This is a genomic window from Pseudomonas sp. NFACC46-3, assembly GCF_900114515.1.
In the GTDB taxonomy this organism is placed as follows: Bacteria; Pseudomonadota; Gammaproteobacteria; order Pseudomonadales; family Pseudomonadaceae; genus Aquipseudomonas; species Aquipseudomonas fluorescens_Q.
The window spans coordinates 1-25133 of the sequence record NZ_FOTH01000034.1 but is presented as its reverse complement, the minus strand read 5'-3'; the positions used below and the strand labels follow the sequence as shown (position 1 = coordinate 25133).

The 25133-nt window shown below is 61.7% G+C and carries 24 protein-coding genes; 9 read left to right on the top strand and 15 right to left on the bottom strand.

What is annotated here, in order from left to right:
- Positions 1 to 168 precede the first annotated feature (168 nt).
- Positions 169 to 552 carry a hypothetical protein gene (locus BM300_RS25140; protein ID WP_092147097.1) on the bottom strand — a complete coding sequence of 128 codons (384 nt, stop codon included), beginning with the start codon at positions 550 to 552 and terminating at the stop codon, positions 169 to 171.
- Positions 553 to 700: 148 nt separating this feature from the next.
- Between BM300_RS25140 and BM300_RS25135 the strand changes: the two genes are divergently transcribed.
- Positions 701 to 898, top strand: a complete 198-nt coding sequence (locus BM300_RS25135; RefSeq protein ID WP_092413210.1) for a heavy-metal-associated domain-containing protein — start codon at positions 701 to 703, stop codon at positions 896 to 898.
- 95 nt (positions 899 to 993) lie between these two features.
- Positions 994 to 2196 (top strand): multidrug effflux MFS transporter, encoded by a 1203-nt coding sequence (locus tag BM300_RS25130; RefSeq protein ID WP_092413208.1) that lies wholly within the window; start codon positions 994 to 996, stop codon positions 2194 to 2196.
- A 1-nt stretch (position 2197) separates the two neighbouring features.
- On the opposite strand, the gene BM300_RS31100 is transcribed toward BM300_RS25130, so the two are convergent.
- Together BM300_RS31100 and BM300_RS25125 are read right to left on the bottom strand one after the other, a co-directional pair.
- Positions 2198 to 2368, bottom strand: coding sequence for a hypothetical protein (locus BM300_RS31100; RefSeq protein WP_170845930.1), 171 nt, complete (start codon positions 2366 to 2368; stop codon positions 2198 to 2200).
- 174 nt (positions 2369 to 2542) lie between these two features.
- Entirely contained in the window at positions 2543 to 3556 is a 1014-nt protein-coding gene (locus BM300_RS25125; protein WP_092347198.1) for a zinc-binding alcohol dehydrogenase family protein, read from the bottom strand.
- Positions 3557 to 3669: 113 nt separating this feature from the next.
- Between BM300_RS25125 and BM300_RS25120 the strand changes: the two genes are divergently transcribed.
- The 3 genes from BM300_RS25120 to BM300_RS25110 all read left to right on the top strand — a co-directional run bounded on the left by BM300_RS25120 (position 3670) and on the right by BM300_RS25110 (position 6962).
- Complete coding sequence (locus BM300_RS25120) at positions 3670 to 4599, top strand: LysR family transcriptional regulator (RefSeq protein WP_092147108.1); 930 nt, start codon at positions 3670 to 3672, stop codon at positions 4597 to 4599.
- 141 nt (positions 4600 to 4740) lie between these two features.
- A complete protein-coding gene (locus BM300_RS25115) occupies positions 4741 to 5475 on the top strand; it encodes an ArsR/SmtB family transcription factor (RefSeq protein WP_063323090.1) in 735 nt (244 codons plus the stop codon).
- A 110-nt stretch (positions 5476 to 5585) separates the two neighbouring features.
- Positions 5586 to 6962 carry an MFS transporter gene (locus BM300_RS25110; RefSeq protein ID WP_092147114.1) on the top strand — a complete coding sequence of 459 codons (1377 nt, stop codon included), beginning with the start codon at positions 5586 to 5588 and terminating at the stop codon, positions 6960 to 6962.
- Positions 6963 to 7132: 170 nt separating this feature from the next.
- Here the strand turns inward: BM300_RS25110 and BM300_RS25105 are convergent, their stop codons facing one another.
- The 3 genes from BM300_RS25105 to BM300_RS25095 all read right to left on the bottom strand — a co-directional run bounded on the left by BM300_RS25105 (position 7133) and on the right by BM300_RS25095 (position 10302).
- Positions 7133 to 8086, bottom strand: a complete 954-nt coding sequence (locus tag BM300_RS25105) for an adenosine deaminase (RefSeq protein ID WP_092147117.1) — start codon at positions 8084 to 8086, stop codon at positions 7133 to 7135.
- A gap of 83 nt (positions 8087 to 8169) precedes the next feature.
- Positions 8170 to 9135, bottom strand: a complete 966-nt coding sequence (locus BM300_RS25100) for a 2-oxoglutarate and iron-dependent oxygenase domain-containing protein (protein WP_092147120.1) — start codon at positions 9133 to 9135, stop codon at positions 8170 to 8172.
- An 84-nt stretch (positions 9136 to 9219) separates the two neighbouring features.
- Entirely contained in the window at positions 9220 to 10302 is a 1083-nt protein-coding gene (locus BM300_RS25095) for a BMP family ABC transporter substrate-binding protein (RefSeq protein ID WP_063323087.1), read from the bottom strand.
- 314 nt (positions 10303 to 10616) lie between these two features.
- Between BM300_RS25095 and BM300_RS25090 the strand changes: the two genes are divergently transcribed.
- Positions 10617 to 11708 (top strand): calcium:cation antiporter, encoded by a 1092-nt coding sequence (locus BM300_RS25090; RefSeq protein WP_092147123.1) that lies wholly within the window; start codon positions 10617 to 10619, stop codon positions 11706 to 11708.
- Positions 11709 to 11951: 243 nt separating this feature from the next.
- On the opposite strand, the gene BM300_RS25085 is transcribed toward BM300_RS25090, so the two are convergent.
- The 3 genes from BM300_RS25085 to BM300_RS25075 form a co-directional block, all read right to left on the bottom strand.
- Positions 11952 to 13310 carry an 8-oxoguanine deaminase gene (locus BM300_RS25085; protein WP_092147126.1) on the bottom strand — a complete coding sequence of 453 codons (1359 nt, stop codon included), beginning with the start codon at positions 13308 to 13310 and terminating at the stop codon, positions 11952 to 11954.
- A 247-nt stretch (positions 13311 to 13557) separates the two neighbouring features.
- Positions 13558 to 14244, bottom strand: coding sequence for an SDR family oxidoreductase (locus BM300_RS25080; RefSeq protein ID WP_063323084.1), 687 nt, complete (start codon positions 14242 to 14244; stop codon positions 13558 to 13560).
- A 25-nt stretch (positions 14245 to 14269) separates the two neighbouring features.
- Complete coding sequence (locus tag BM300_RS25075) at positions 14270 to 14620, bottom strand: MerR family DNA-binding transcriptional regulator (RefSeq protein WP_092147129.1); 351 nt, start codon at positions 14618 to 14620, stop codon at positions 14270 to 14272.
- Positions 14621 to 14702: 82 nt separating this feature from the next.
- Here BM300_RS25075 and BM300_RS25070 point away from each other — a divergent pair, with 82 nt between their 5' ends.
- On the top strand, positions 14703 to 15140 hold the full coding sequence (locus tag BM300_RS25070; RefSeq protein ID WP_063323082.1) for a hypothetical protein: 438 nt from the start codon (positions 14703 to 14705) through the stop codon (positions 15138 to 15140).
- 52 nt (positions 15141 to 15192) lie between these two features.
- Here BM300_RS25070 and BM300_RS25065 read toward each other — a convergent pair whose 3' ends face one another.
- The 6 genes from BM300_RS25065 to BM300_RS25040 all read right to left on the bottom strand — a co-directional run bounded on the left by BM300_RS25065 (position 15193) and on the right by BM300_RS25040 (position 21685).
- Positions 15193 to 16119 (bottom strand): ABC transporter permease, encoded by a 927-nt coding sequence (locus BM300_RS25065; protein ID WP_092464278.1) that lies wholly within the window; start codon positions 16117 to 16119, stop codon positions 15193 to 15195.
- Positions 16119 to 17225: an ABC transporter permease gene (locus BM300_RS25060; RefSeq protein ID WP_063323080.1), complete on the bottom strand. Its 1107-nt coding sequence runs from the start codon at positions 17223 to 17225 to the stop codon at positions 16119 to 16121. Before BM300_RS25060 ends, BM300_RS25065 begins: the two co-directional genes overlap by 1 nt.
- A gap of 12 nt (positions 17226 to 17237) precedes the next feature.
- The gene (locus tag BM300_RS25055; protein WP_092147132.1) at positions 17238 to 18791 is read right to left on the bottom strand and encodes an ABC transporter ATP-binding protein; all 1554 of its coding nucleotides are present in this window, start codon (positions 18789 to 18791) and stop codon (positions 17238 to 17240) included.
- 532 nt (positions 18792 to 19323) lie between these two features.
- On the bottom strand, positions 19324 to 19905 hold the full coding sequence (locus BM300_RS25050; RefSeq protein ID WP_092147136.1) for an IMPACT family protein: 582 nt from the start codon (positions 19903 to 19905) through the stop codon (positions 19324 to 19326).
- Positions 19906 to 19912: 7 nt separating this feature from the next.
- Positions 19913 to 20563: a TetR/AcrR family transcriptional regulator gene (locus BM300_RS25045; RefSeq protein WP_063323077.1), complete on the bottom strand. Its 651-nt coding sequence runs from the start codon at positions 20561 to 20563 to the stop codon at positions 19913 to 19915.
- A gap of 201 nt (positions 20564 to 20764) precedes the next feature.
- Positions 20765 to 21685 carry a LysR family transcriptional regulator gene (locus tag BM300_RS25040; protein ID WP_092147139.1) on the bottom strand — a complete coding sequence of 307 codons (921 nt, stop codon included), beginning with the start codon at positions 21683 to 21685 and terminating at the stop codon, positions 20765 to 20767.
- Positions 21686 to 21807: 122 nt separating this feature from the next.
- Between BM300_RS25040 and BM300_RS25035 the strand changes: the two genes are divergently transcribed.
- Complete coding sequence (locus tag BM300_RS25035; protein WP_003197518.1) at positions 21808 to 23157, top strand: omega-aminotransferase AptA; 1350 nt, start codon at positions 21808 to 21810, stop codon at positions 23155 to 23157.
- Between the two features lie 71 nt (positions 23158 to 23228).
- On the top strand, positions 23229 to 24722 hold the full coding sequence (locus BM300_RS25030) for a CoA-acylating methylmalonate-semialdehyde dehydrogenase (protein ID WP_092147142.1): 1494 nt from the start codon (positions 23229 to 23231) through the stop codon (positions 24720 to 24722).
- The last annotated feature ends 411 nt before the right edge of the window (positions 24723 to 25133 follow it).

Here is a 25133-nt window from a genome sequence, read left to right as displayed (position 1 = left end):
CTACAGGATCAACCTTGCCATGTTGGCAAGGTCAAGCGCCAATCCTCTGTGGGAGCGAGCTTGCTCGCGATAGCTGCAGGTCAGTCGACATCCATGGTGGATGTTAGATCGCCATCGCGAGCAAGCTCGCTCCCACATGGGCTCGCAGCCACAAGTTCAAGTGGCGTGTCAGTAACCGAGCCCCGCCTGCTTGAGGAACATGCCTTGTTCAGTCATGGCGATGCGGAACTTCAAGATGTCACCGGCCTTGAGGGTGATGTTCTGCGACCCTGGCGCGAGCATGCCCGGGTTGCACCCCTGTGCCTGGCCTGGCAGCAACTTCAGGCGCAAGGAGAACTGGCCCGGCGGCAGGTTGAACGAGGTGCTTTGCTCCTGGAACAGCCTGGCCGAGAGCTGATCCTGGATGTAGATGCCGATTTCGCAACTGGTCGCCACTTCCAGGCGCTCGCGAGAAATGATCAACACGCCGTAGTCTTCGCCGGCGGCCGATGCCTGGGGCGCCACCGCTGAAAAACCGAGCATGCAAAACAGGCTGAACGCTGACCAGCGCATGGCTGAACCTCCGGTGTTAAATCCTTGATGTGTGCAGCTTGGCTGAGCGCGATGCCGATTGCCAGCCCGGCAGTTTTTGTCAGAACTTGACCTTGCCATGATGGCAAGCTTGAGACTGCTGGCAACCTCAATCCCAAGGAGTTATCTCATGCAAACTTTCAATGTCCAGGGCATGTCCTGCGGTCACTGTGTCAAGGCCATCACCCAGGCGCTCAAGTCCAAGGACCCGGCGGCCGATGTGCAAATCGACCTGGGCGCCAAGACTGTCCAGGTCCAGAGTTCGTTGCCGGCCGATGTCGTGCTCGCGGCCATCAAGGAGGAGGGCTACGAGGCCAGCCCTGCTTGAAGTTTTTTAATCGTTAGCGACCTACCGGAATGTTCAAGAGCGTCCGGCACGGCTAGACTGTCGGGCTGTCGAACGACGCCTGAGCTGGACGCCCGATGAACCTCCGTACCATTCTGATTCTTGGCGCCTTGAGCGCTTTCGGTCCCTTGGCGATCGACTTCTACCTGCCTGCCTTTCCAGCGATGGCCACGGCCTTCGGTACCGATGAAAAACACATCCAGTTGACCCTGGCGGCCTATTTCCTCGGCTTGTCCATCGGGCAACTGGCCTATGGGCCGGTGGCGGACCGGTTCGGGCGGCGCATTCCGCTGCTGACTGGCGTCGGCCTGTTCACTCTGGCCTCCCTGGCCTGCGCCTATGCGCCGAGCCTGGAATGGCTGATCGGCGCCCGTTTCGTCCAGGCCCTGGGTGGATGCGCCGGGATGGTGATCTCGCGGGCGGTGGTCAGCGACAAATGCGATGCGGTGGGCTCGGCCAAGGTGTTTTCGCAGTTGATGCTGGTGATGGGCCTGGCGCCGATTCTCGCGCCGATGCTGGGCGGGTTGCTGGTGAACCTGCATGGCTGGCAGTCAATTTTCATTGCCCTGACCCTGTTCAGTGCATTGGCGTCGACGGCGGTGGCCTTGTGGCTGCCGGAAAGTTTGCCGGACTATGTGCCTCGGCAACCGTTGTCGGGGGCGTTGCGCCAATATGGCCGGTTATTGACCGACGCTGTCTTCCTCGGCCATGCGCTGACGGGGGGTATCGCTATCGCTGGGATGTTTGCCTACATCGCTGGTTCGCCTTTCGTCTTTATCAAGCTCTACGGTGTACCGGCCGAACATTTCGGTTGGCTGTTCGGCACCAACGCGGCGGGCTTCATCCTGGTTGCGCAGGTCAACGCCCGGCTGCTGTCCAAGCGCGGCCCGGCGTTCCTGCTGAGCCGCGCGGTATGGGTCTACCTGGGCGCCGGGCTGAGCCTGCTGGCCGTCAGTTCATTGCAACCTGCGCAGTTGTGGCCGCTGCTGCTCCCGCTGTTTATCTGCATCGCCAGCCTGGGGTGCATCCTTCCCAACGCCTCGGCCTGCGCCATGAATGGACAGGGCGCCCGGGCCGGCAGTGCTTCGGCGATGCTGGGATGCCTGCAGTTTTCCGTCGCCGCCGGGGCAGCCTCGTTGGTGGCGGCGCTGCATGACGGCACCGCCGTACCAATGGCGCTGGTCATCAGCCTGTGCGGGCTGTTGGTGGTGGGCGTAGCGATGCTGACTCGTCGCCTGCAAAATGCCCGGGCATTGGCCCAGGCCAGTCGCGAGGGCTGACTCAGCCGACCGCGCGCTGCTGTTGTTCGGGGAAATGATGGGGTGCGAGGATTCGCGCTTGCAGGGTGCTGGCGAAGGCCTGGGCTTCGGCCTCGGTACGGAAGGTGACGACGTGCTGGTCAAGGCGCACTTGCCACTGGGATTTTGCCACTTCTTTTATCAGGATCTTCATTGCTGACCTCCTCACGAAAAGATTGCGTTGCAAAGGCCTCGAGTGTAGACCCGAATGCGATCGCAATTGTGACAAGGATCAATTCTCGGACTGACGGTGCGTTCCCAAGTTAATGCAACACCTGTGGAGAGGGAGCAAGCTCCCTCTCCACAGGTGAAGTGTTTCGACCTGCCGTCAGAAGCCCTCGAGCACAATCTTGCCCTTGGACTTGCCGCTTTCCAGCAAGGCATGCGCCCGGCGCAGGTTCTCGGCGTTGATGGTGCCGAAATGTTCGCCAACCGTAGTCTTCAGTGTGCCTGCGTCGATCAGGGCGGCCACGCGGTTGAGCAGTTTGTGCTGTTCAAGCATGTCGGCCGTTTCGAACAGCGAGCGGGTGTACATGAATTCCCAATGCAACGACAGGCTCTTGCGCTTGAGCTTGGTCACGTCCAGCGCCTTGGGATCGTCGATCAGCGCCAGTTTGCCCTGGGGCGCGAGGGCTTCGACCAACTGGTCCAGATGCTGGTCGGTCTGGGTCAGGCTGGCGACGTGAGTCACCTGGGGCTGGCCCGCTTCTTTCAACACTTCGCTCAATGGCTGGCTGTGGTCGATCACCAGGTCGGCCCCCAGGCTGCGCACCCAATCCTGGGTCTGCACACGGGACGCGGTGCCAATCACCTTCAGCCCGGTGAGTTGGCTGGCCAGTTGCGTCAGGATCGAACCCACGCCTCCCGCCGCGCCGACGATCAACAGGCTCTGGCCCAGGTCGCTTTGGCCTTCCTGGATTTGCAGGCGCTCGAACAACAACTCCCAGGCGGTAATGGCCGTCAGCGGCAGCGCCGCCGCTTCGGCGAAACCGAGGGTCTTGGGCATGTGGCCGACGATGCGCTCATCCACCACGTGCAGCTCGCTGTTGCCGCCGGCCCGGGCGATGGAGCCGGCATAGAACACCTGGTCCCCGGCCTTGAACAGCGTAACCTCGCTGCCCACCGCCTTGACCACTCCGGCCACGTCCCAGCCCAGCACCTTGGCTGCGCCGTCTTCGGGCTGGACGTTCTGGCGGACCTTGGTGTCCACCGGGTTGACCGAAATAGCCTTGACCTCCACCAGCAGGTCCCTGGGACCGGCGACCGGTTCTGGCAGCTCGATGTCCTGGAGCGATTGCGGGTCAGTGATAGGCAACGAGTGGTAGTAGGCGATGGCTTTCATGAAGCGGCTCCGTGAGATGAATTCGATGGAAGCCATGTTTAGCTATTTATCGTCGAGATAAAACCGGCTAAAAGAACAGGCTCTTTCAATGATTTTTTGATAATGGAGTCGTCATGCTTCGCTTCGATGACTTGCAGTTGTTTGTCCGGGCGGCGGACCTGGGCAGTCTTTCGGCTGCGGCCAGGGTCATGGACCTGTCGGCGGCGGTGGCCAGTGCCGCGTTGAAACGGATCGAGCAGCACCTCGGCGCGCGGCTGTTGGCCCGTTCCACCCGTAGCCTGCGCCTGACGGCCGAAGGCGAGGGCTTTCTCGAATATGCCCGGGCTGCATTGAGCAGCCTTGACGAGGGCCGGCGGTTGTTGACCAGTGGCCAGGACCAGGTCAGTGGGGTGTTGCAGTTGTCCGCACCGTCGGACCTGGGACGCAACCTGCTGCTGCCCTGGCTGGATGCGTTCCAGCGCGAGTACCCCGGGCTGACGGTGCGGCTGTTGCTGGGCGATCGCATAGCCGATCTGTTCAAGCAGCCGGTGGACATCGCCTTGCGTTATGGCGATCCGGAAGATTCGAGCCTGGTCGCCCTGCCCATTGCCCCGGATAACCGCCGGGTGCTGTGCGCATCGCCGGACTATCTGGCTCGCCACGGTGCACCCCATCAGTTGGAACAACTGGCCCAGCACAACTGCCTGTTGTACATGCTGGGCAGTCGGGTCCATGACCGGTGGGGTTTTCATGACGGCAAACGGGAAGTGAGCCTCACCGTCAGTGGCGACCGTTTCAGTGACGACGCCGATGTGGTGCGACGCTGGGCGGTGGCGGGTGCCGGGATTGCCTATAAATCGTGGCTGGATGTGTCCACGGACGTGCTGGCCGGACGCTTGAAAATCCTATTGCCGCACCTGCAATGCGAACGCGCGCCCCTCAATCTGCTGTGTGCCCACCGGGCGCAATTAAGCAAGCCCATCAACCTTTTACGGGACATGCTCCAGGCCCGCTGCGGTGAGTTGACGGCTCGTTTTCCAGTCTTGACGGGGGCCGGCCATTAGTCGCGGGCAAATAGAGAATTTTCCCTCAGGAACAATCGCCTCCAAAGGTTTCCGGAGGACAGGAAAGCTCGACCGCCCCGCTTATACTATCGGCCGCCTGCGCCAGAGCAGTAGACGAATGATTCAACAGGGAGTGAATACATGGAACATGCACCTTGCATCAGCCAGATCGCCACGCTGCTGGCTGACCCCAAGCGCAGCGCAATGATGTGGGCCTTGATGGACGGCACGGCCCGCCAGGCCGAGGAGTTGGCATTGCTCGCCGGGTTGTCGCCGTCCTCGGCCAGCGCGCATCTGGGACGCCTGTCCGCTGGAGGCCTGTTGAAAGTCGAAGCCCGGGGCCGCAAGCGGTTTTTCCGCCTGGCAGCCCCTGAAATCGGTGCTGCCGTCGAAGCGCTGGCCAGCGCGACGCTGGTCAGTACGCCGCGCCAGATCCCGGACATCTTCAAGCGCCGGGTCATGCCGACCAAAGCGCCGTCGGCTCCCACGTCGTTGATGCGGGCCAGACTTTGCGACGATCACCTGGGGGGCACCCTGGCGGCGGACCTGTATCAGCAACTGCTGGATGCCGGGTGGATCGAGCAGTTCGAGCAGCGGGTGATCGTCACCCACAAAGGCGCCAATCAGTTGGCCGAACGTGGCCTGTTCATCCAGGCCCTGGCCCATCGCAACGCCCGCATTGCTTGTGCCTGCCCGGACTGGAGCGAGCGTCGTCCACACCTGGGGGGCGCGCTGGGGGCGGCCCTGCTGCAACTGTTCATGCAGTCGGGTTGGCTGAGCTTGCCGAACGATTCGCGAGCCCTGCAGGTGACGACGCTCGGCCAGCAGGAAATCCAGCGGTTCGCCCGGCAGGACACGGTGGAGATGGCAATCTAGAGAACGCTCGATGCGTCGCTCAGGGCTGTCGGCAGGTCGTATTCAGCAATAGCCACCTGCGAGGTTCGCGCACACTCGGTCCGGGGAATTATCGGATTGGGGGAGGCAGCATGGACACTCACGGCTACAGTGCGGCGGAACGATTGGAACGGTTACCCATCAGCGGTTACCACCGGGTCATCTTCATCATCATCGCCCTGGCGTTTTTCTTTGACTCCATGGACCTGGCGATGATGACGTTCCTGTTGGGATCGATCAAAGCCGAGTTCGGCCTGAGTACCGCCCAGGCCGGTTTGCTCGCCAGCTCCAGCTTCTTCGGCATGGTGGTGGGGGCGTCGCTGTCGGGCATGCTGGCCGATCGTTTCGGGCGCAAGCCGGTGTTCCAGTGGAGCATCGTGCTGTGGGGCATTGCCAGTTACTTGTGCTCCACGGCCCAGGACATCGAGACCTTGACGCTGTTTCGCATCCTGCTGGGCATCGGCATGGGCATGGAATTTCCGATTGCCCAGTCGATGCTTTCGGAGCTGATCCCGGCCAAGCGTCGGGGCCGCTACATCGCCTTGATGGACGGCTTCTGGCCGCTGGGTTTCGTGGCGGCGGGGGTGCTGTCGTATTTCCTGCTGCCGGTGGTCGGCTGGCGCGACATCTTTCTGGTGCTGGCGGTGCCAGCGGTGTTTGTCCTGGCGATTCGTTTCTTCATTCCCGAGTCGCCACGCTGGCTGGAGCAAGCCGGTCGGGGCGATGAAGCGGACGCGGTGCTCAAGCGAATCGAAGATAAGGTCCGGACCTCGCTGGGGCATCAGACCCTGCCGGAGCCGATCCGTTTGCCAAGGGTTGAGAGCACGCCAGGCAATTTCTTTTCGGCCCTGGCGCAGATCTGGTCACCGCTGTATCGCCAGCGCACGATGATGATCTGGAGCGTCTGGTTCTTTGCCTTGCTCGGTTTCTACGGCCTGACGTCCTGGCTCAGCGCGTTGTTGCAGCAGTCGGGGTTCGCGGTGACCCAATCGGTGTATTACACGGTGCTGATTTCCCTGGGCGGGATTCCCGGTTTCTTGATGGCAGCCTGGCTGGTGGAGCGCTGGGGGCGCAAACCGGTGTGCGTCATCACGCTGTTGGGCGGTGGGGTGATGGCGTTTCTGTACGGGCAGAGCGCGGTGTTTGGCGGCAACGTCGGCCTGTTGATCGGCACCGGGTTGCTGATGCAGTTTTTCCTGTTCGGCATGTGGGCGGTGCTCTACACCTACACGCCGGAGCTGTACCCCACCTCGGCCCGGGCCACGGGCTCAGGCTTTGCTTCGGCGGTGGGACGCATCGGTTCGCTGCTCGGCCCGCTGGTGACCGGCCTGGTCTTTCCCATCACCGGCCAGGGTGGCGTGTTCGCCCTGGGCGCGTTGTGCTTCGCCGTGGCGGCGGGGGTGGTCTGGTTGTTCGGGATGGAGACCCGGGGCAAGACGTTGGAGGAGTTGAGCGAGGCGATAAGGTGATAGGCATTCCCGTGGCGAGGGAGCTTGCTCCCGCTGGGCTGCGTAGCAGTCCTCTCGTCACATGAACGAAACCCATCGGTTGCGACCGCTTCGCGCTCGAGCGGGAGCAAGCTCCCTCGCCACAGGTTGTTCTTTGTTCCCTGTGGTAAGGGCAGCTCATTTCCACAACGCTAAGGTTTTACCAGCCGCGCGTCCAGGCTGTTCTGCGCCAGGCGCTTGGCCTGGTCCTGGGTCATGCCCAGATGGGTATACAGCGCGTGGAAGTTTTCGGTGACGTAGCCGCCGAAGTACGCCGGGTCATCGGAGTTCACCGTCACCTTCACACCGCGTTCGAGCATGTCGAGGATGTTGTGCTGCGACATGTCGTCGAACACGCACAGCTTGGTGTTGGACAGCGGGCACACGGTCAGCGGAATCTGCTCGTCGATGATCCGCTGCATCAGTCGCTCGTCTTCAATGGCTCGCACGCCATGGTCGATGCGCTGGATCTTCAGCAGGTCCAGGGCTTCCCAGATGTACTCGGGCGGACCTTCTTCGCCGGCGTGGGCGACAGTCAGGAAGCCTTCGTTGCGTGCGCGGTCGAATACGCGCTGGAACTTGCTCGGTGGATGGCCCATTTCCGAGCTGTCCAGGCCCACGGCCACGAAGGCCTCGCGGAACGGCAGCGCCTGGTCGAGGGTCTTCTCGGCTTGTTCTTCGCTCAGGTGGCGCAGGAAACTCAGGATCAGGCCGCTGGTGATGCCCAGTTGCTGCTCACCGTCCTTGAGGGCGGCGGCGATGCCGTTGAGCACCACTTCGAACGCGATACCACGGTCGGTGTGGGTCTGCGGGTCGAAGAACGGTTCGGTGTGGATCACGTTCTGCGCCTTGCAACGCAACAGGTAGGCCCAGGTCAGGTCATAGAAATCCTGGGAGGTGCGCAGCACATCGGCGCCCTGGTAATACAGGTCGAGGAATTCCTGCAGGTTGTTGAAGGCATAGGCCTTGCGCAGGGTATCGACGTCGCTCCACGGCAGGGCGATCTTGTTGCGTTCGGCCAGGGCGAACAGCAGTTCGGGCTCCAGCGAGCCTTCCAGGTGCAGGTGCAGTTCAGCCTTGGGCAGGGCGTTCAGCCAGTCGTACATGGTCTTTTCTCATCAGCGAATCGATGGCGGGCATTCTACAGGCGCTGGCCGCCCTGTCGGGTAAAACCTGACCGGCTGATCCACTACACGGCGAGCGACTCACGCCGATAAGCATAGGTGTCGGCGAAGCGCGACAGCAGGAATTCGGCGCAGGTCGTCGTTGGGTACTTTGGCGGGTGGGCGTCATCCTGGCAACCGGGCAGGCATTGGATCAGCGTGTCGGGGTGCGGCTCGGCAAAGAACGGCATCGAGTACCGGTCCACCCCCAGCGGGCTGATCACTCGATGCGGCGTCGACAGGTAACGGTCGTTGCTCCAGCGCGCCATCATGTCGCCGAGGTTGACCACGAAGGTGCCGTCGATGGGCGGCGCGTCGATCCATTGGCCGTCGACGTTGCGCACTTGCAGGCCGCCGGCGGCGTCCTGATAGAGCAAGGTGATGCAGCCATAATCGGTATGGGCGCCGGCTCCTTGCTGTTCGGCGCTACTGGCAGTGCGGCGGGGCGGGTAGTGGATCAGGCGCAGTACACTGACCGGCTCGTTGAAGCGCGTGTCGAAAAAGTCTCGCTCGATACCCAGGGCCAGGGTCATGGCCCGCAGCAGTGTTTGTGCAAGTGCCTGCATGTCGCGGTAATGCTGCTCCATCAAGCTTTCCCAGCCAATCAGGTCCGGGTGGCGGTTGGGGCCACGCAGGGGTTTTTCCGCCAGCACGTCGGGATGATCGGCCGGCAAGTGCAGGCCCATGTCGAAGGTTTCCTTCAGGTCGCTGGGCTTGGTCGGGTCCAGTTGTTCGGTGGCGACGGCGCCGTAGCCACGGTGGTGGCGGGTCTGGGTGATGTCGATCTTGAGTTTTTCTTCGACGGGCAGGGCGAAGAAGCGTTGGGCACTGCCCAGCACCTCGGCGATACGCGCCGGGCTGATGGGATGACCCTTGATGTAGAAAAAGCCCCATTGGCGGCAGGCTTGGTCGATCTGCTCGGCGACGGTTTGCCAGGCGCTGGGCTCGTCGCCGTAGAGCGGGCTGATGTCGATGATGGGCAGGCTGTTCATGCGGCTTTCCTGGCTTGGAATAGGAGCCCCATGTGGGAGCGAGCAAGCTCTCTCCCACAATAGGTTTTGGGTTGGTTTTGGGGACTATTTGGGAATCTCAGCCTTCATGCCTTCGACGTAATAATTCATCGACGCGAGTTCCGCGTTGGTGGCGCTCACGCCCGCCGGGATTTTCTCGACGCCGGCCTGGTCCTTGATCGGGCCGGTGAACGGATGGAAGGTCCCGCTCTCGATGTCAGCGATGATCTGTTCGGCTTCGCCCTTGACCGCTGCTGGCACCAGGTCGCTGATCGGCAGTTTCACCGTGCCTTCTTTCAGGCCACCCCAGTAGTCCTGGGATTTCCAGTTGTGGTCGAGCACGCTTTGGGTCGCTTGGATGTAGTGCGGGCCCCAGTCATTGACGATGGACGTCAGCACCGCCTTGGGACCGAAGTGAGCCATGTCCGAAGCGTAGCCCACCGCATAGACGCCGCGTCGCTCGGCGGCCTGGATCGGCGCCGGGCTGTCGGTATGCTGGAACACTACGTCCACGCCCTGATCGATCAGCGCGTTGGCGGCGTCGGCTTCCTTGCCCGGGTCGAACCAGGAGTTGACCCACACCACTTTGATCTCGCTGCCGGGGTTGTACTTGTTCAGGGCCAGTTGGATGGCGTTGATGTCGCGGATGACTTCCGGGATCGGGAAGGAGGCGACGTAGCCGATCTTCTTGGTCTTGGTCATCTTGGCCGCGAGAAAACCACCGACGTAGCGGCCCTCATAGGTGCGAGCCAGGTACGTGCCCAGGTTCTTGTCTTGCTTGTAGCCGGTGGCGTGTTCGAAGATCACCTTGGGAAACTGCTTGGCGACTTTCAGTGTCGGGTTCATGTAGCCGAAGGAGGTGGTGAAGATCAGGTCGTATTTGTCCTTGGCCATGTTGCGGATCACCCGCTCGGCATCGGCACCCTCCGGCACGTTTTCCACGTAGTTGGTGGTGATCTGCTCGCCGAATTTCGCCGCCAGCTCCTTGCGCCCTTGTTCATGCTGATAGGTCCAGCCGTGATCGCCGATCGGGCCGATGTAGACGAAGCCGACCTTCAGCGGGTCGGCGGCACTGGCATTCAGGCCGGCGCCCAGGCCGACGGCGGCGACAACGGCGCAAAGCAACTTCTTCAAGGGGCGTTTGTGCATGAACTCGAACTCCATTTTGTTGTGAGGTTGGCTGTACGGCACCAATGCAAAATGCTGACCAACAAGACAACTAATCGACACGGTCCAATTGTGGCGAGGGCGCTTGCTCCCGCTCGGTCGCGCAGCGGCTGTAAAAGCCGGGGGCTGCTGCGCGCCCCAGCGGGAGCAAGCTCCCTCGCCACAGTAAGATCGTCCGGGCGATAAAGGTGCGCGCCGCCCGCCACTCGCCACCCCCTGGTGCATCACACCGAACGAAACGTTCACCGCCTCCTATAGTCAGTAATTCATGACCCGCCCACGCTGACAGGCCTGCGATGCTCACTTTGCTCAAGCAAGAAAAACTGCTGTTGCTGGCGCTGATCGCCGCGTGTATCGCCTATCCGCTGGAACATTGGCTATTGGGCAACGGGCAACTGGTCGCGTTGATCAGCGGCCTGGTGCTGATCGGCTTCATCGTCGCCGCCTCGATGCGTGTGGCCCATCACGCCGAACTGCTGGCGGAAAAGGTCGGTGATCCCTACGGCACGATGATCCTGACCTTGTCGGCGGTGCTGGTGGAGGTGGTGATCCTGGCGATCATGATGAGCAACGAAGCGTCATCGACACTGGTGCGGGACACGATCTACTCGGCGGTGATGCTCGACATCAACGGCATCCTCGGGCTCGCGGCGCTGATGGGCGGGATCAAGCATGGCGAGCAGGCCTACAACGACGATTCGGCGCGCACCTACAGCGTGATGATTCTTACCGCCATGGGGGTATCGATGGTGGTGCCGGAGTTCATTCCCCGCGAGAGCTGGAAAATGTATTCGGCCTTTACCATTGGCGCGATGATCGTGCTGTACACCTTGTTCCTGCGCATGCAGGTCGGGCCTCACAGTTACTTCTTCAGCTACAGCTACCCGGAAAAACGCCGCAAGAAAGAGCCGGTGGAAAACGAACCGGAACCCATCAGCCTGGCGCTTTCCATCGGTGCGCTGGTGGTTGGCGTGGTGATTATCGGCGCCCTGGCCGAAGTCATGTCCAAGGCCCTCGACCTGGGGTTGGAAGGCTCGGGTGCGCCGCCGGTGGTCACGGCGATCCTGGTGGCCGCCATCTCCGCCGCACCGGAAATCCTCACCGCCCTGCGCGCGGCCCTGGCGAACCGCATGCAGTCGGTGGTGAACATTGCATTGGGCGCTTCGCTGTCCACGGTGATTCTCACCGTGCCCGTGATGGAGGCCATGGCCCTTTATACCGGCCAGCCTTTCCAAATGGCCATGACGCCAGTGCAGACCGTGATGATCTTCATCACCCTGATCGTCAGCGCCATCAACCTCAACGATGGCGAAACCAATGCCATTGAAGGCATGACCCACTTTGTGTTGTTCGCGACGTTTATCATGTTGTCGTTGCTGGGACTCTAGACTCTGCACAAAGCCAAACTGTGGGAGCGGGCTTGCTGTTCACTTAGGGCAATCGACAAACCCGTGGCGAGGGAGCTTGCTCCCGCTGGGCCGCGGAGCGGCCCCAAAACCTGCCAAATGCGGAGCATCGGACACACCGGTTTACGACTGCTTCGCAGCCGTGCGGGAGCAAGCTCCCTCGCCACAGGTCCATCATTTTTCTTAAATGAACCGCATTGGCTCCCACCGGGGATTTTGGCTGGATCAGGCTCCGGCGATCAGTTCCCGCGCCGCCTGGCTGTGATCGGCAATCAGCCCCTTCAAATCCAAGCCCTCGACCTGCCCATCGATCACTCGCCAGTGCCCGCCGATCATCATCCGATCCGCCCGATCCGCACCGCACAGCAGCAGCGCCGAGACCGGGTCGTGGCTGCCGGAAAAGCGCAGCTCATCAAGCTTGAACAGCGCCAGGTCGGCCTGCTTGCCCACCGCCAATTCACCGATATCGCCGCGCCCGAGCAGTTGCGCCGAGCCCCGGGTTGCCCAGCCCAGTACGCGTTCCGGTGTGATCGCTTGCGCGCCATAGCGCAGGCGCTGGATGTACAGCGCCTGGCGGGTTTCGAGGATCATGTTCGAGGCATCGTTGGATGCCGAACCGTCTACCCCCAGGCCCACGGGAGCGCCGGCGGCGGTCAGGTCCAGGGTCGGGCAAATGCCCGAGGCCAGGCGCATGTTCGAACTTGGGCAGTGACAGATGCCGGTGCCGGCGGTGCCGAGGCGGACGATTTCATCCGGGTTGAAATGAATCCCATGGGCCAGCCAGGTGCGCGGTCCGAGCCAGCCGACGCTGTCCAGGTAATCGACGGTGCGCAGGCCGAAGCGTTGCAGGCAAAAGTCCTCTTCATCGAGGGTCTCGGCCAGGTGCGTGTGCAGGCGTACGTCGAGTTTTTCCGCCAGCTCGGCGCTGGCCTGCATGATCTCGGGCGTGACCGAAAACGGTGAGCAGGGCGCCAGGGCAATCTGGATCCGGGCGCCGTCACCGCGCTCATGGTACTGGCTGATCAAGCGCTGGCTGTCGTCGAGAATCACCTGGCCCTGCTGCACGGTCTGCTGCGGCGGCAAGCCACCGTCGGCCTCGCCCAGGCTCATGGAACCGCGGGTCAGCATCGCGCGCATGCCCAGTTCACGAACACTCTGCACCTGCACATCGATGGCATTTTCCAGGCCTTCGGGGAACAGGTAGTGGTGGTCGGCCGCCGTGGTGCAGCCTGACAGCAGCAACTCCGCCAAGGCCACTTTGCTGGCCAGGGCAAGTTTTTCCGGGGTCAGCCGCGCCCACACTGGGTAGAGGGTCTTGAGCCAGGGAAACAACGGCTGGTTCACCACCGGCGCCCAGGCGCGGGTCAGGGTTTGGTAGAAGTGATGGTGGGTGTTGATCAACCCCGGCAGGATCACATGCTCGCGCGCATCGAAGATGTCGTCACAGGGCTGGGTGGGTTGTTGGCCGGCGCTCAGCAGTTCGACGATCACACCGTCCTGCAGGACGAGGCCGCCACGGGCATCGAGGTCGTTGGCGGTGAAAATGGCGAGGGGATTTTTTAACCAGGTACGGGTCGCAGGCATGGTGGCCGGCTCCTCTGAAAGTGGGTTCAGGTTAGCCAGCTCAGTGATGCCCTGTCTGCTGATCCAGGGTCGCCCGTTGGACTGGGCGAGGTGCGGAGTTTACTCAGGTTGTCGGGCGCAGATCCAGTGTCAGGTCGAGACCCCTGTGGGAGCGAGCTTGCTCGCGATAGCGGTAGATCAGCGACATCAATCTTGGATGTAAGGCCGCCATCGCGAGCAAGCTCGCTCCCACAGAGGAAAGATGGGGTTACCAGGGAATCGTTTCGCCCCTGTAGTTGACGAAGTGATGCCCGCCCTTGCCGACGAAGGCATTCACTTGGTCGATCAACCCGCGGGTGCTGGTCTCGACATCGATGTCCGCGCCTTCACCGCCCATGTCGGTCTTGACCCAGCCCGGGTGCAGCGACAGTACGGTCAATGCCTGCTCGCCCAGTTGGCTGACAAAACTGTTGGTCATCGAATTGAGCGCCGCCTTGCTGGCCTTGTACAGCGCCAGTTCCGGGGCGTCGGGCATGGTCACGCTGCCCAGCACCGAGCTCATGAACGCCAGCACGCCGCTGCCGTCGCGGATCTGGCCGACAAAGCGCTGGGCCAGGTTGATCGGGGCCACGGCGTTGGTGAAGAACAACTGGCCGACTTCGGCCAGCGTCGCGCCGCCTGGGCTCTGGTTGTCCGGACCCTTGACGCCGGCGTTGACGAACAGCAGGTCGAAGGTTTCGCCCTTGAGTTGTTGACTCAGGGCGATGACCGCTTGCTGGTCGTCCATGTCGAGTCTTTCGATCCGCACCGGGCCCAGCGCCCTCAAAGCCTCTGCGTTCTGCGGGTTGCGCACGGTGGCGGTCACGTTCCAGCCATCGCTGAGCAGGGTCTTCACCAGACCAAGGCCCAGGCCCCGGGAGGCGCCGATGATCAATGCGTTTCTTGCCGAATTCATGAGAGGCATCCTTGAAAGAAAAAGGTCATGGATTTAATGGACAGCGTTGCCCGAGCCGTTGTTTCAGCTCGTGACGCAACGCGTCGAGTTCGGTCATACGGGTTTCGATCAGGTTCAGTTTGTCTTGCAGCAATTGCGTCACGGCGCAGTCCGGGTCGGGGGCGTTCCACAGGGCGGCGACGCTGGCGCCGATCTCGCCCAGGGTAAAGCCCAGGCGCTGGGCGGTCTTGATATAGAGCACCAGTTGGACAACGTCGGCGGGGTAGTCGCGATAGCCGTTAGCGCTGCGCGTCGCCGCGATCAGGCCCCGCTGCTCGTAGAAGCGCAGGGTGTCTCGACTGACATCGCAGGCTTGGGCTAATTCACCGATACGCATGGACGACTCCAGAAGGGGCTTGACCTTGGAGCATACCCCAGGCTTTAGCCTTTTCGCTCCCCAATTATCTGGAGCAAAGTGTATGTGGACTTCGATGCAATATCGCCGGGTGGTGCTCGGCAGTGCCTGGTACGACCTGATCGTGTCGGCCGCGCTAGTCACGCCGTGGAGCTTTGCGGCGCTGCATGGTGTGTTGATGAGCTTGGCTCAGCTATTCGACCTGCCTGGAGAACTGCCGCCGTTTGCGCCGGCGCATGTGCTGATGGTGAATCTGCTGGGCTCGATTGTCTGCGTATGGGCGGTGCTGCGGATTCGGGATCCGCAGCCGCTGTATGGGCGTTATGACGCGACGGGGCGGTTTCTGTTTGCCGCCTGGATGCTGTATGCGCTGCTTCATGGGGCCAGTGCGGTGTTGTGGGTTTTCCTGTTTTTCGAGGTAGTGTGGGGCGTCGTGCAGACACTGCCCGTCCGTGGCGAGGGAGCTTGCTCCCGTTCGACTGCGCAGCAGTCGCCTTCCTAAGAGGGACGCTGCGCGCCCCAGCGGGAGCAAGCTCCCTCGCCACAGGTGTACTTCAATGCCCCGCCTGCCAAGGTTGCCCCAAGGACACCGGCGCATACAGTCGGGTGCGCACGGCGTCCCGGGACAGCAGCACCAGCACCACAATGGTCGCGGCATACGGCAACATCGCCAGCAAGCTCGATGGAATCGCCAGCCCCAAGCCCTGGGCCACCAGGTGCAGGATGCTGGCGAGGCCGAACAGGTAGGCGCCCAGCAGCAGGCGCCACACCCGCCAACTGGCGAACACCACCAGCGCCAGGGCGATCCAGCCGCGCCCGGCGCTCATGTTCTCGGCCCACATCGGCGTGTAGGCCAACGATAGATAGGCGCCGGCCAGGCCGGCCATGGCGCCGCCGAACAGCACCGCCAGGGTCCGCACCCTTAACACCGGCAGGCCCATGGCACTGGCGGCGTCGGGGTTCTCGCCGACGGCCTGGATGATCAACCCGACGCGACTTTTCACAATCATCCACGCCACCAGGGCAAACAGGGCGAAGGACAGGTAAACCAGCAGATCCCGGGCAAACAGCATCCGCCCGATCAACGGAATGTCACTCAGGTAAGGAATGGCCAGCGGCTCGAACCCCGCCAGCGGCTTGCCGACCCAGGCCGCCCCGACAAAACTCGACAGGCCCACGCCGAAAATCGTCAACGCCAGCCCGGTGGCCACCTGATTGGCGTTGAATACCAGCGCCACCAACGCGAACAGCGCCGACAACAGCATGCCGGCAGCCATCGCTAGCAGCACGCCGAGCCAGAGGTTGCCGCTGTTGAAGGCGACGATAAAACCGATCACCGCACCGAACAGCATCATGCCTTCCTGGCCCAGGTTGAGGACGCCGCTTTTTTCGCAGACCAATTCACCCAAGGCCACCAGCAGTAACGGCGTACCGCAGCGGACCATGGCGTAGAAAATATTGCTCAACAGGTCGATATCCATCACAGCGCTCCTGCCTGTACGGCGGTGGTTCGGGTGCGCCGGGCCCAGCGCAGGTTGAGGCGTGGCCGGTACAGGATCAGCACGTCGCAGGCCAACAGGAAAAACAGCATCATTCCCTGGAACAGTTGGGTGATTGCCTGGGGAAGGTTCAGCGACATCTGCGCGCTCTCGCCGCCGATATACAGCAACGCCATCAACAGGCTGGAAAACAGAATGCCGATGGGATTGAGCCGTCCCAGGAACGCCACGGTAATTGCCGCATAGCCGTAGCCCGGCGACACCTGCGGCACCAGTTGGCCGATCGGCCCGGTCACTTCGCAGACGCCGGCCAGCCCGGCCAGCGCCCCGCTGATCAACAGCGCCAGCCACACCAGCGGCTTCTGGCGAAAACCGGCGAAACCGGCGGCGCGGGCATCGAGGCCCAGCACCTTGATTTGAAAGCCGACGAAGCTTTTCTGCAGCAACACCCACACCGCCACCAGCGCCAGCAGGGCGAAATATAGCCCGGCATGGACCCGACCATCTTCCAGCAGCAACGGCAGGCGACTGGCCTCGCCGAACATCGCCGACTCCGGGAAATTGAAACCCGCTGGGTCTTTCAACGGTCCGTGAACGCAAAACAACAGCAGGTTCAGGGCGATGTAATTGAGCATGATGCTGGTGAGGATTTCGTTGGCATTGAAGCGCGTGCGCAGCCACGCCGTGAGCCCGGCCCAGGCGGCACCGGCCAGGGTGCCGGTCAGCAGGATCAGCACCAGTGCCCAGCGGCTTTGCACGTCGATGATGTTCACCGCCAAGGCACTGCCGGCCAAGGCGCCCAGCAACAGCTGGCCTTCAGCGCCGATGTTCCAGATTCGCGCCTGATAGGCCACTGCCAGGCCGAGGGCGCACAGCAGGATCGGCAAGGTCTTGACCAGCCACTCGGACACGCCGTACAGATCGCTGATCGGGGCGATCAACAGGGTGTACAGCGTTTGCAGCGGGTCATGCCCCAGGGCGATAAACAGCAGCGAGCCACAGGCCAGGGTCAACACGGCGGCCAGTAGCGGCGAGCACCAGAGCATCAGGCGCGATTGTTGGCCGCGAGGTTCGAGAGAGAGCAGCATGTAGAACTCCGTTTAAACCGGTGCGGGGGCAGGGGATTGAGGGGCGTCGAACTGGCCGGCCATCCAGCCGCCGACGTCACTGAGACGGGTCTCGACGGTGGGTCTCAAGGCCGACAGACGCCCGCCGCACAAGGCGCCGAGGCGATCGCTGATCTGGAACAGTTCGTCGAGGTCTTCGGAGATCACCAGAATCGCCGCGCCCGCATCGCGCAGGGCGATCAGGGCGCGATGGATGGTCGCCGCCGCGCCGACGTCCACGCCCCAGGTCGGGTGAGCGGCCACCAGCAGCTTCGGCTGTTGCAGGATTTCCCGACCGAGAATGAATTTCTGCAGGTTGCCCCCCGAAAGGCTGCGCGCCGGGGTTTTGGTGTCGCGTGTCTTCACGCCAAAGCGACGGATGATCTCCTCGGCCAGGTGTTCGACCTTGCTGCGGCGAATCAGTCCGTGGCTGACCAGGCCCTGTTGGAAAGCGCTGAGCAAGGCGTTATCCGCCAGGCTCAATTGCGGCACGGCGCCATGGCCCAGGCGCTCGGCGGGGACAAATGCCAGCCCGAGCCGGCGACGGGCGTCGGGGCGTAGATGAGCCACGGGTTGCCCGTCGAATCGGATCGTTTCGCCTTGCGGGCGGGCAAGCGGAGTCTCTCCGCTGAGCAACGCCAGCCATTCGTCCTGACCATTGCCCGCCACCCCGGCGATGCCGACGATTTCGCCGCTGCGCACCTCCAGGTCGATCTCCCGCAACGAGCAGCCGAACGGGTCCGGGTTGTGCCAGGACAGCTTGTCGATCTGCAGAAAGGCTTTGTCGGCGCTGACCTTGGGATAATCCGTGATCAGCCCGGCCGCTTCGCCGACCATCAGTTGCGCCAACTCCCGGTCCGAGCAATGCGCCGGGGTGCAATGCCCCGATACCCGTCCTGCGCGCAGCACCGTGGCGCTGTGGCACAACGCTCGCACTTCCCCAAGCTTGTGGCTGATAAACAAGATGCTGCAGCCCTCGCTCGCCAGGCGGCGCAGGGTCACGAACAGCTCTTCGGCTTCAACGGGCGTGAGCACCGAGGTCGGTTCGTCGAGAATCAGCAGGCGAATGTCCTGCATCAGGCAGCGAATGATTTCCACCCGTTGCCGCTCGCCAATCGACAGGCTGTGGACCAGCCGCTGCGGCTCCAGCGCCATGCCGTAGCGTCGGGAAACCTCGCGGATCCGGGGTTCCAGCTGCGCCGGCGTACCGGCTGCCGCGCCCATTGCCAGGGCAATGTTTTGCGCAACGGTGAGCGTTTCGAACAGCGAGAAATGCTGGAACACCATGCCGATTCCCAGGCTGCGGGCCTGGGCCGGGTTGCGCAGGTTGACGCGCTGGCCTTGCCAGATCACCTCGCCCGAATCGGCAGGGGTGACGCCGTAGATAATCTTCATCAGGGTGCTTTTACCCGCACCATTTTCCCCGAGCAGGGCGTGGATCTCCCCGGGTTGGATGCTCAGGTCGATGGCGTCGTTGGCCAGGCAACCGGGGTAGCGTTTGCTGATGTTGCGCAATTGCAGGCGCGCGATGGAGTCGGGGTTGGACATGACAGGCTCGGGCCGATGGACAGGAATGCCTGTGGATAAAGCAATTTCCTGGCCATCAGGTCAGGAAATCGCCTCGGCCCGCGCCGCCAAGGCTCTTTGCAGGTAGCCTGGGCATCTGCCATAGGAAAATTCTGCACCGGTTTGGAGCGCGCAAGTTTTGCGCAGGCATCGGTTTGCCCTGAAATGGGTGGTTAAAAATTGAGCAAGCGGCTGCGAGCCATGCCCTCCTTGGGGTAGCAGGAGCCATGAACGGGTTATCCACAGGTTGCTCCACAGTTATTGTGTGCAAGCCGGAAACTCGGGCATAAGCACTGCGGGGCTTTCTTCTAAAGGTGATAAACCGCCGCAAGCGTTTGTTTTATGGATGGATTTGTCGATTCGACGGGACTTTGGCTGAAAAATGAGCAACTCTCTGAAACCCGCATGACAGAAGGGTTACAGAGGGATTTGCTCAGGTTATCCACAGTCGGGCCCACAGTGGATGTGGGCAAGTTGAACGATTGCGGGCGCCCTGAAAGGTCGCAGGATGATCTCAACGTGCCAGCAGAATCCGGCCGCGACTCAGGTCGGCCAGGTGCGTTTGTAATGTTTCGATCTGCGCTTCACCCACGGCCAGTTGAAGGTCGACGCCATTGGCCGTAAAGCGTTCTTCATTGACCAACCCGTCGCATTCGGCGACGCGCAGTTTCACCAGGGCCAGTTCGGCGAAGCCGCAGGAACAGCGCAACGCTACGCGACTGATCAATTCGATTTTCTCGGCGTTTTGCAGGCATTTGTTCGCGCCGCCGCCATAAGCCCGGGCCAGCCCGCCTGTGCCCAGTTGAATCCCGCCGTACCAGCGGATCACCAGCACCGCGACCTGATCGCAGGCTTGTGCTTCGATCGCGGCCAGGATCGGCCGCCCGGCGGTGCCTCCCGGCTCGCCATCGTCGTTGCTGCGGTATTGGTCGCCGAGTTTCCAGGCCCAGCAATTGTGCGAGGCATTCAGGTCGCTGTGCTGGTCGATAAAGGCCTGGGCGTCGGCGGGGCTGCTGATGGGCGCGGCGAACGTGATGAAGCGGCTTTTGCGAATTTCTTCGCGGTATTCGCAAAAGCCGGCAAGGGTAAAGGGCATGGCGATCTTAGAGGGCAGGTGTCAGGCCGCAGCCCTTGAGAATGATGCGGATCAGGTTATCGCCAGCCTCGACCATGTCCTGCTTGGTCAACTTGCTGCGACCGGTCACGCGACAGATCTGGGTGGCGAAGTCGGCGTAATGCTGGGTACTGCCCCACAACAGGAAAATGAGGTGAACCGGGTCGATCGGGTCCATCTTGCCGGCATCGATCCAGGCTTGGAATACGGCCGCCCGACCATTGAACCAGGTGCGATAATCCTGGTTGAAATACTCGCTCAGGCATTCGCCACCGCTGATCACTTCCATGGCAAACAACCGCGACGCCTGGGGTTGGCGACGAGAGAACTCCATCTTGGCGCGGATATAGCGGGTCAAGGCTTCGGCCGGATCATCCTCGGCGGTGAGGGTGTTGAAGGTGCTGTCCCACAATTCGATGATGTTGCTCAGCACCGCCACGTACAACCCGAGTTTATTGGTGAAGTAATAATGCAGGTTCGCCTTGGGCAGCCCGGCCTTAAGGGCGATGGCATTCATGCTGGTGCCTTTGAACCCGTGACGGGCGAATTCATCTTCGGCAGCCTTGAGGATCGTCTCTTCGTTCTTTTGACGAATGCGACTGGTGGGCTTGCCACCGTGGGCAGGGACTTCAAAGGTCATGGGCGTTTCCGAGCTGGGTCTGTGGGCAAGCAAATGCGTTGATAGCGCACCGGCATCAATCCGACAAGTGCCATCACACTAAAAGCCCGACTAAACACCTGTGGGAGCGAGCTTGCTCGCGATAGCAGTGGATCCGTCACATCTTTATTGACTGAATAACCGCTATTGCGAGCAAGCTCGCTCCCACAAAGAGCAAAAGGGTTAACGGGTGGCCGCCAGGCTTTCGAGAAAACTCTCCAGCACCAGATGAGGCCGACGCCCCTTGCGGGTGACCGACGCCAGGCTCAGGTCATAGAAACGTGCCGAGGGCTTCAAGGCCCGCAGCCGACCTTGCTGGACCCAGAGGCTGGCGTAGTGATCGGGCAAGTAACCGATGTAGCGTCCGGTGAGGATCAGGAACGCCATGCCTTCGCGGTCCGATGCGCTCGCGGTGCAATTGAGCGCCTGGTAATGGGCCTGTATGTCGGCTGGCAGGCGGAAGGTCGGCGCGATGGCGTCCTGGCTGTTGAGGCGAGCGTCCTCAAGTTGCTGGTCATCGACATAAAACAGCGGATGCCCGACCGCGCAGTACAGCAGCGATCGTTCACTGTACAGCGGTTGATATTCCAGCCCGGACAGGGCACTGGCCTGGGGAACTACGCCGACATGCAAACGCCCGTCGAGCACGCCTTGCTCGACTTCGTTGGGGGCGATCATGCGAATCTGGATCTGCACGTCGGGCCCGCGTTCCTTCAATTGCGCCAAAGCGTGGGTGATGCGCATGTGGGGCAGGGTGACCAGGTTGTCGGTCAGGCCGATGGTCAGTTCACCGCGCAGATGCTGGTGCAAGCCGTTAACCTCGGTGCGAAAGCTTTCCAGTGCGCTCAAGAGCTGCAACGCCGATTGATACACCTCGCGACCTTCCTCGGTCAGGGAAAACCCCGCGCGCCCGCGTTGGCACAGGCGCAGGCCGAGACGTTGTTCGAGGTCGCTCATCTGCTGGCTGATGGCCGACCGGCCGATGCCAAGCACGGTTTCCGCTGCGGAGAAACCACCACATTCCACCACGCTGCGGAAAATGCGCAGCAGGCGAATATCAAAGTCGCTGACCTGGGCCAGTGGATCGGGACGACGAGCGCTCATAGTTTAGTGATCCGCCGACTGAAGGTTACAAAAGTTGGATTTCACCGACTTTATCGTCGTGGCAACTTAGCTGCAAGAACGCTTTCGATCCCCTGTCGCTTATGACCTGCGAGGTTTTGTCGATGAACATGCCCGAACACGCTGCCGGTTCCCTGGCCAGCCAGCTCAAGCTGGATGCCCACTGGATGCCTTACACCGCCAACCGCAATTTCCAGCGCGATCCGCGCCTGATCGTCGCTGCCGAAGGCAGTTGGCTAGTGGATGACAAGGGGCGCAAGGTGTACGACTCGTTGTCGGGCCTGTGGACATGCGGCGCCGGGCACACCCGCAAGGAAATCCAGGAAGCGGTCGCCAAGCAGCTGGGCACCCTTGATTACTCGCCGGGGTTTCAGTACGGCCATCCGCTGTCGTTCCAACTGGCGGAAAAAATCACCAGCCTGACCCCGGGCAATCTCAATCATGTGTTCTTTACCGACTCCGGCTCCGAGTGCGCCGATACCGCGGTGAAGATGGTCCGCGCCTACTGGCGTCTCAAGGGGCAGGCGACCAAGACCAAGATGATTGGTCGTGCTCGTGGCTATCACGGCGTGAACATCGCGGGCACCAGCCTCGGCGGTGTCAACGGCAACCGCAAACTGTTCGGCCAGGCCATGATGGACGTCGACCACTTGCCGCACACCTTGCTGGCCAGCAATGCCTATTCCCGTGGCATGCCAAAAGAGGGCGGCATCGCCTTGGCCGATGAGCTGTTGAAGCTGATCGAGCTGCACGATGCTTCCAACATCGCGGCGGTGTTCGTCGAACCGATGGCTGGTTCGGCCGGCGTGCTGGTTCCGCCAGAGGGTTATCTCAAGCGTCTGCGGGAAATCTGCGACCAGCACAGCATCCTGCTGGTGTTCGACGAAGTGATCACCGGTTTCGGCCGCACCGGTTCGATGTTCGGTGCCGACAGCTTTGGTGTGACCCCCGACCTGATGTGCATCGCCAAGCAAGTCACCAATGGCGCGATCCCCATGGGCGCAGTGATTGCCAGCTCCGAGATCTACCAGACGTTCATGAACCAGCCGACGCCTGAGTACGCGGTGGAGTTTCCCCACGGCTACACCTACTCGGCTCACCCGGTGGCCTGCGCGGCGGGCCTGGCGGCGCTGGACCTGCTGCAGAAGGAAAACCTGGTACAGAGCGTGGCCGAAATTGCCCCGCATTTCGAGAACGCGTTGCACGGTTTGAAGGGCGCGAAGAACGTCATCGACATTCGTAACTATGGCCTGGCCGGCGCGATCCAGATCGCCGGGCGCGACGGCGATGCCATCGTGCGTCCATTCGAGGCCGGCATGGCGTTGTGGAAAGCCGGGTTCTATGTGCGGTTCGGCGGCGACACCCTGCAGTTCGGGCCGACGTTCAACAGCAAGCCGCAGGACCTGGATCGCCTGTTCGACGCGGTCGGTGAAGTGCTGAACAAGCTCGACTGATCCGTTCTTCCATATAGCTTTCAATAACAGGCGTCCGTTCACGGGCGCCTGTGGATAATTCTGGAGTCCCCATGAGCCTCATCCCGCATTTGATCAATGGCGAATTGCTGAGCGACAGCGCTCGCACCGCCGATGTGTTCAACCCTTCCACTGGCCAGGCCATCCATAAAGTACCGTTGGCTGATCGCGCGACCATCCAGCAGGCCATCGACGCCGCGAAGGCAGCTTTCCCGGCCTGGCGCAATACACCTGCGGCCAAGCGTGCACAGGTGATGTTTCGTTTCAAGCAATTGCTGGAGCAAAACGAGTCGCGTATCGCCCAGTTGATCAGTGAAGAACACGGCAAGACACTGGAAGACGCGGCCGGTGAGCTCAAGCGTGGCATCGAGAATGTCGAATTCGCCTGCGCAGCGCCGGAAGTCCTGAAGGGCGAATACAGCCGTAACGTAGGACCGAACATCGACGCCTGGTCAGACTTCCAGCCTCTGGGCGTGGTGGCGGGCATCACGCCGTTCAACTTTCCGGCGATGGTGCCGCTGTGGATGTATCCGCTGGCGATCGTTTGCGGTAACTGCTTCATCCTCAAACCATCCGAGCGTGACCCAAGTTCGACATTGCTGATCGCCCAGTTGCTGTTGGAAGCCGGTTTGCCCAAAGGTGTGTTGAGCGTTGTGCATGGCGACAAGGCCGCCGTGGACGCACTGATCGAAGCGCCGGAAGTGAAGGCATTGAGTTTTGTCGGTTCGACACCGATTGCCGAATACATCTATGCCGAGGGCACGCGGCGTGGCAAACGCGTCCAGGCACTGGGCGGGGCGAAGAACCATGCGGTGCTGATGCCGGATGCCGACCTGGACAATGCCGTCAGCGCACTGATGGGCGCGGCGTACGGTTCGTGCGGTGAACGCTGCATGGCGATTTCGGTGGCGGTGTGTGTCGGCGACCAGGTGGCGGATGCACTGGTGTCCAAGCTGGTGCCGCAGATCAAGGCGTTGAAAATCGGCGCTGGCACGTCTTGCGGGCTGGACATGGGGCCGTTGGTGACCGGTCAGCACCGGGACAAGGTCAGTGGCTATATAGAAGAGGGTGTGGCGGCGGGTGCCTCGCTGATTGTCGATGGTCGCGGCTTGAGTGTGACGGGTCATGAGGAGGGCTTCTTCCTCGGTGGCTGCCTGTTCGATCGTGTGACCCCCGAGATGCGCATCTATAAGGAAGAGATCTTTGGGCCGGTGCTGTGCATCGTCCGGGTCAACAGCCTGGAAGAGGCGATGCAGTTGATCAACGATCATGAGTATGGCAACGGCACCTGCATCTTTACCCGCGATGGCGAAGCGGCGCGGTTGTTCTGCGATGAGATTGAAGTCGGCATGGTGGGCGTCAACGTTCCATTGCCGGTGCCGGTTGCCTATCACAGCTTTGGCGGCTGGAAGCGCTCGCTGTTCGGTGACCTGCACGCCTACGGCCCGGACGGCGTGCGTTTCTATACCCGTCGCAAAGCGATTACCCAGCGTTGGCCGCAGCGTGCCAGCCATGAGGCTTCGCAGTTTGCGTTCCCCAGCTTGTAACCGGTAAGTGAAGAGGCCGGCGCCCTAGGGCGCCGGCCTCTGTGTTTGCGGGGCTTTTTGACTGATGTGACAGAATTGTGAAAATAGGTGTTGACGGCAGATTCTGGAAGTCTATAATTCGCCCCACTTCCGGCGCAGTCGAAACGGAAAACTCCTTGAGATTCAATGAGTTAAGTAGGTTTCGAAGGTGCGGGGCTTCAGTTCATCGAAGCCCGGAAGGAGCAGGTGGAGCGGTGTTGTTTGGCTCTATCGGCGGTTCGATCTTCTCGGTCGAAAGCGGTGAAAAAGAGGTGTTGACAGCAGCGAGTAACGCTGTAGAATTCGCCTCCCGCTAACGAGAGATCGGAAGCGCAAGTGGTTGAAGTTGTTGATGTTTCCGAAGCGAAACTTTGAAAACTTCTGAAAATAACC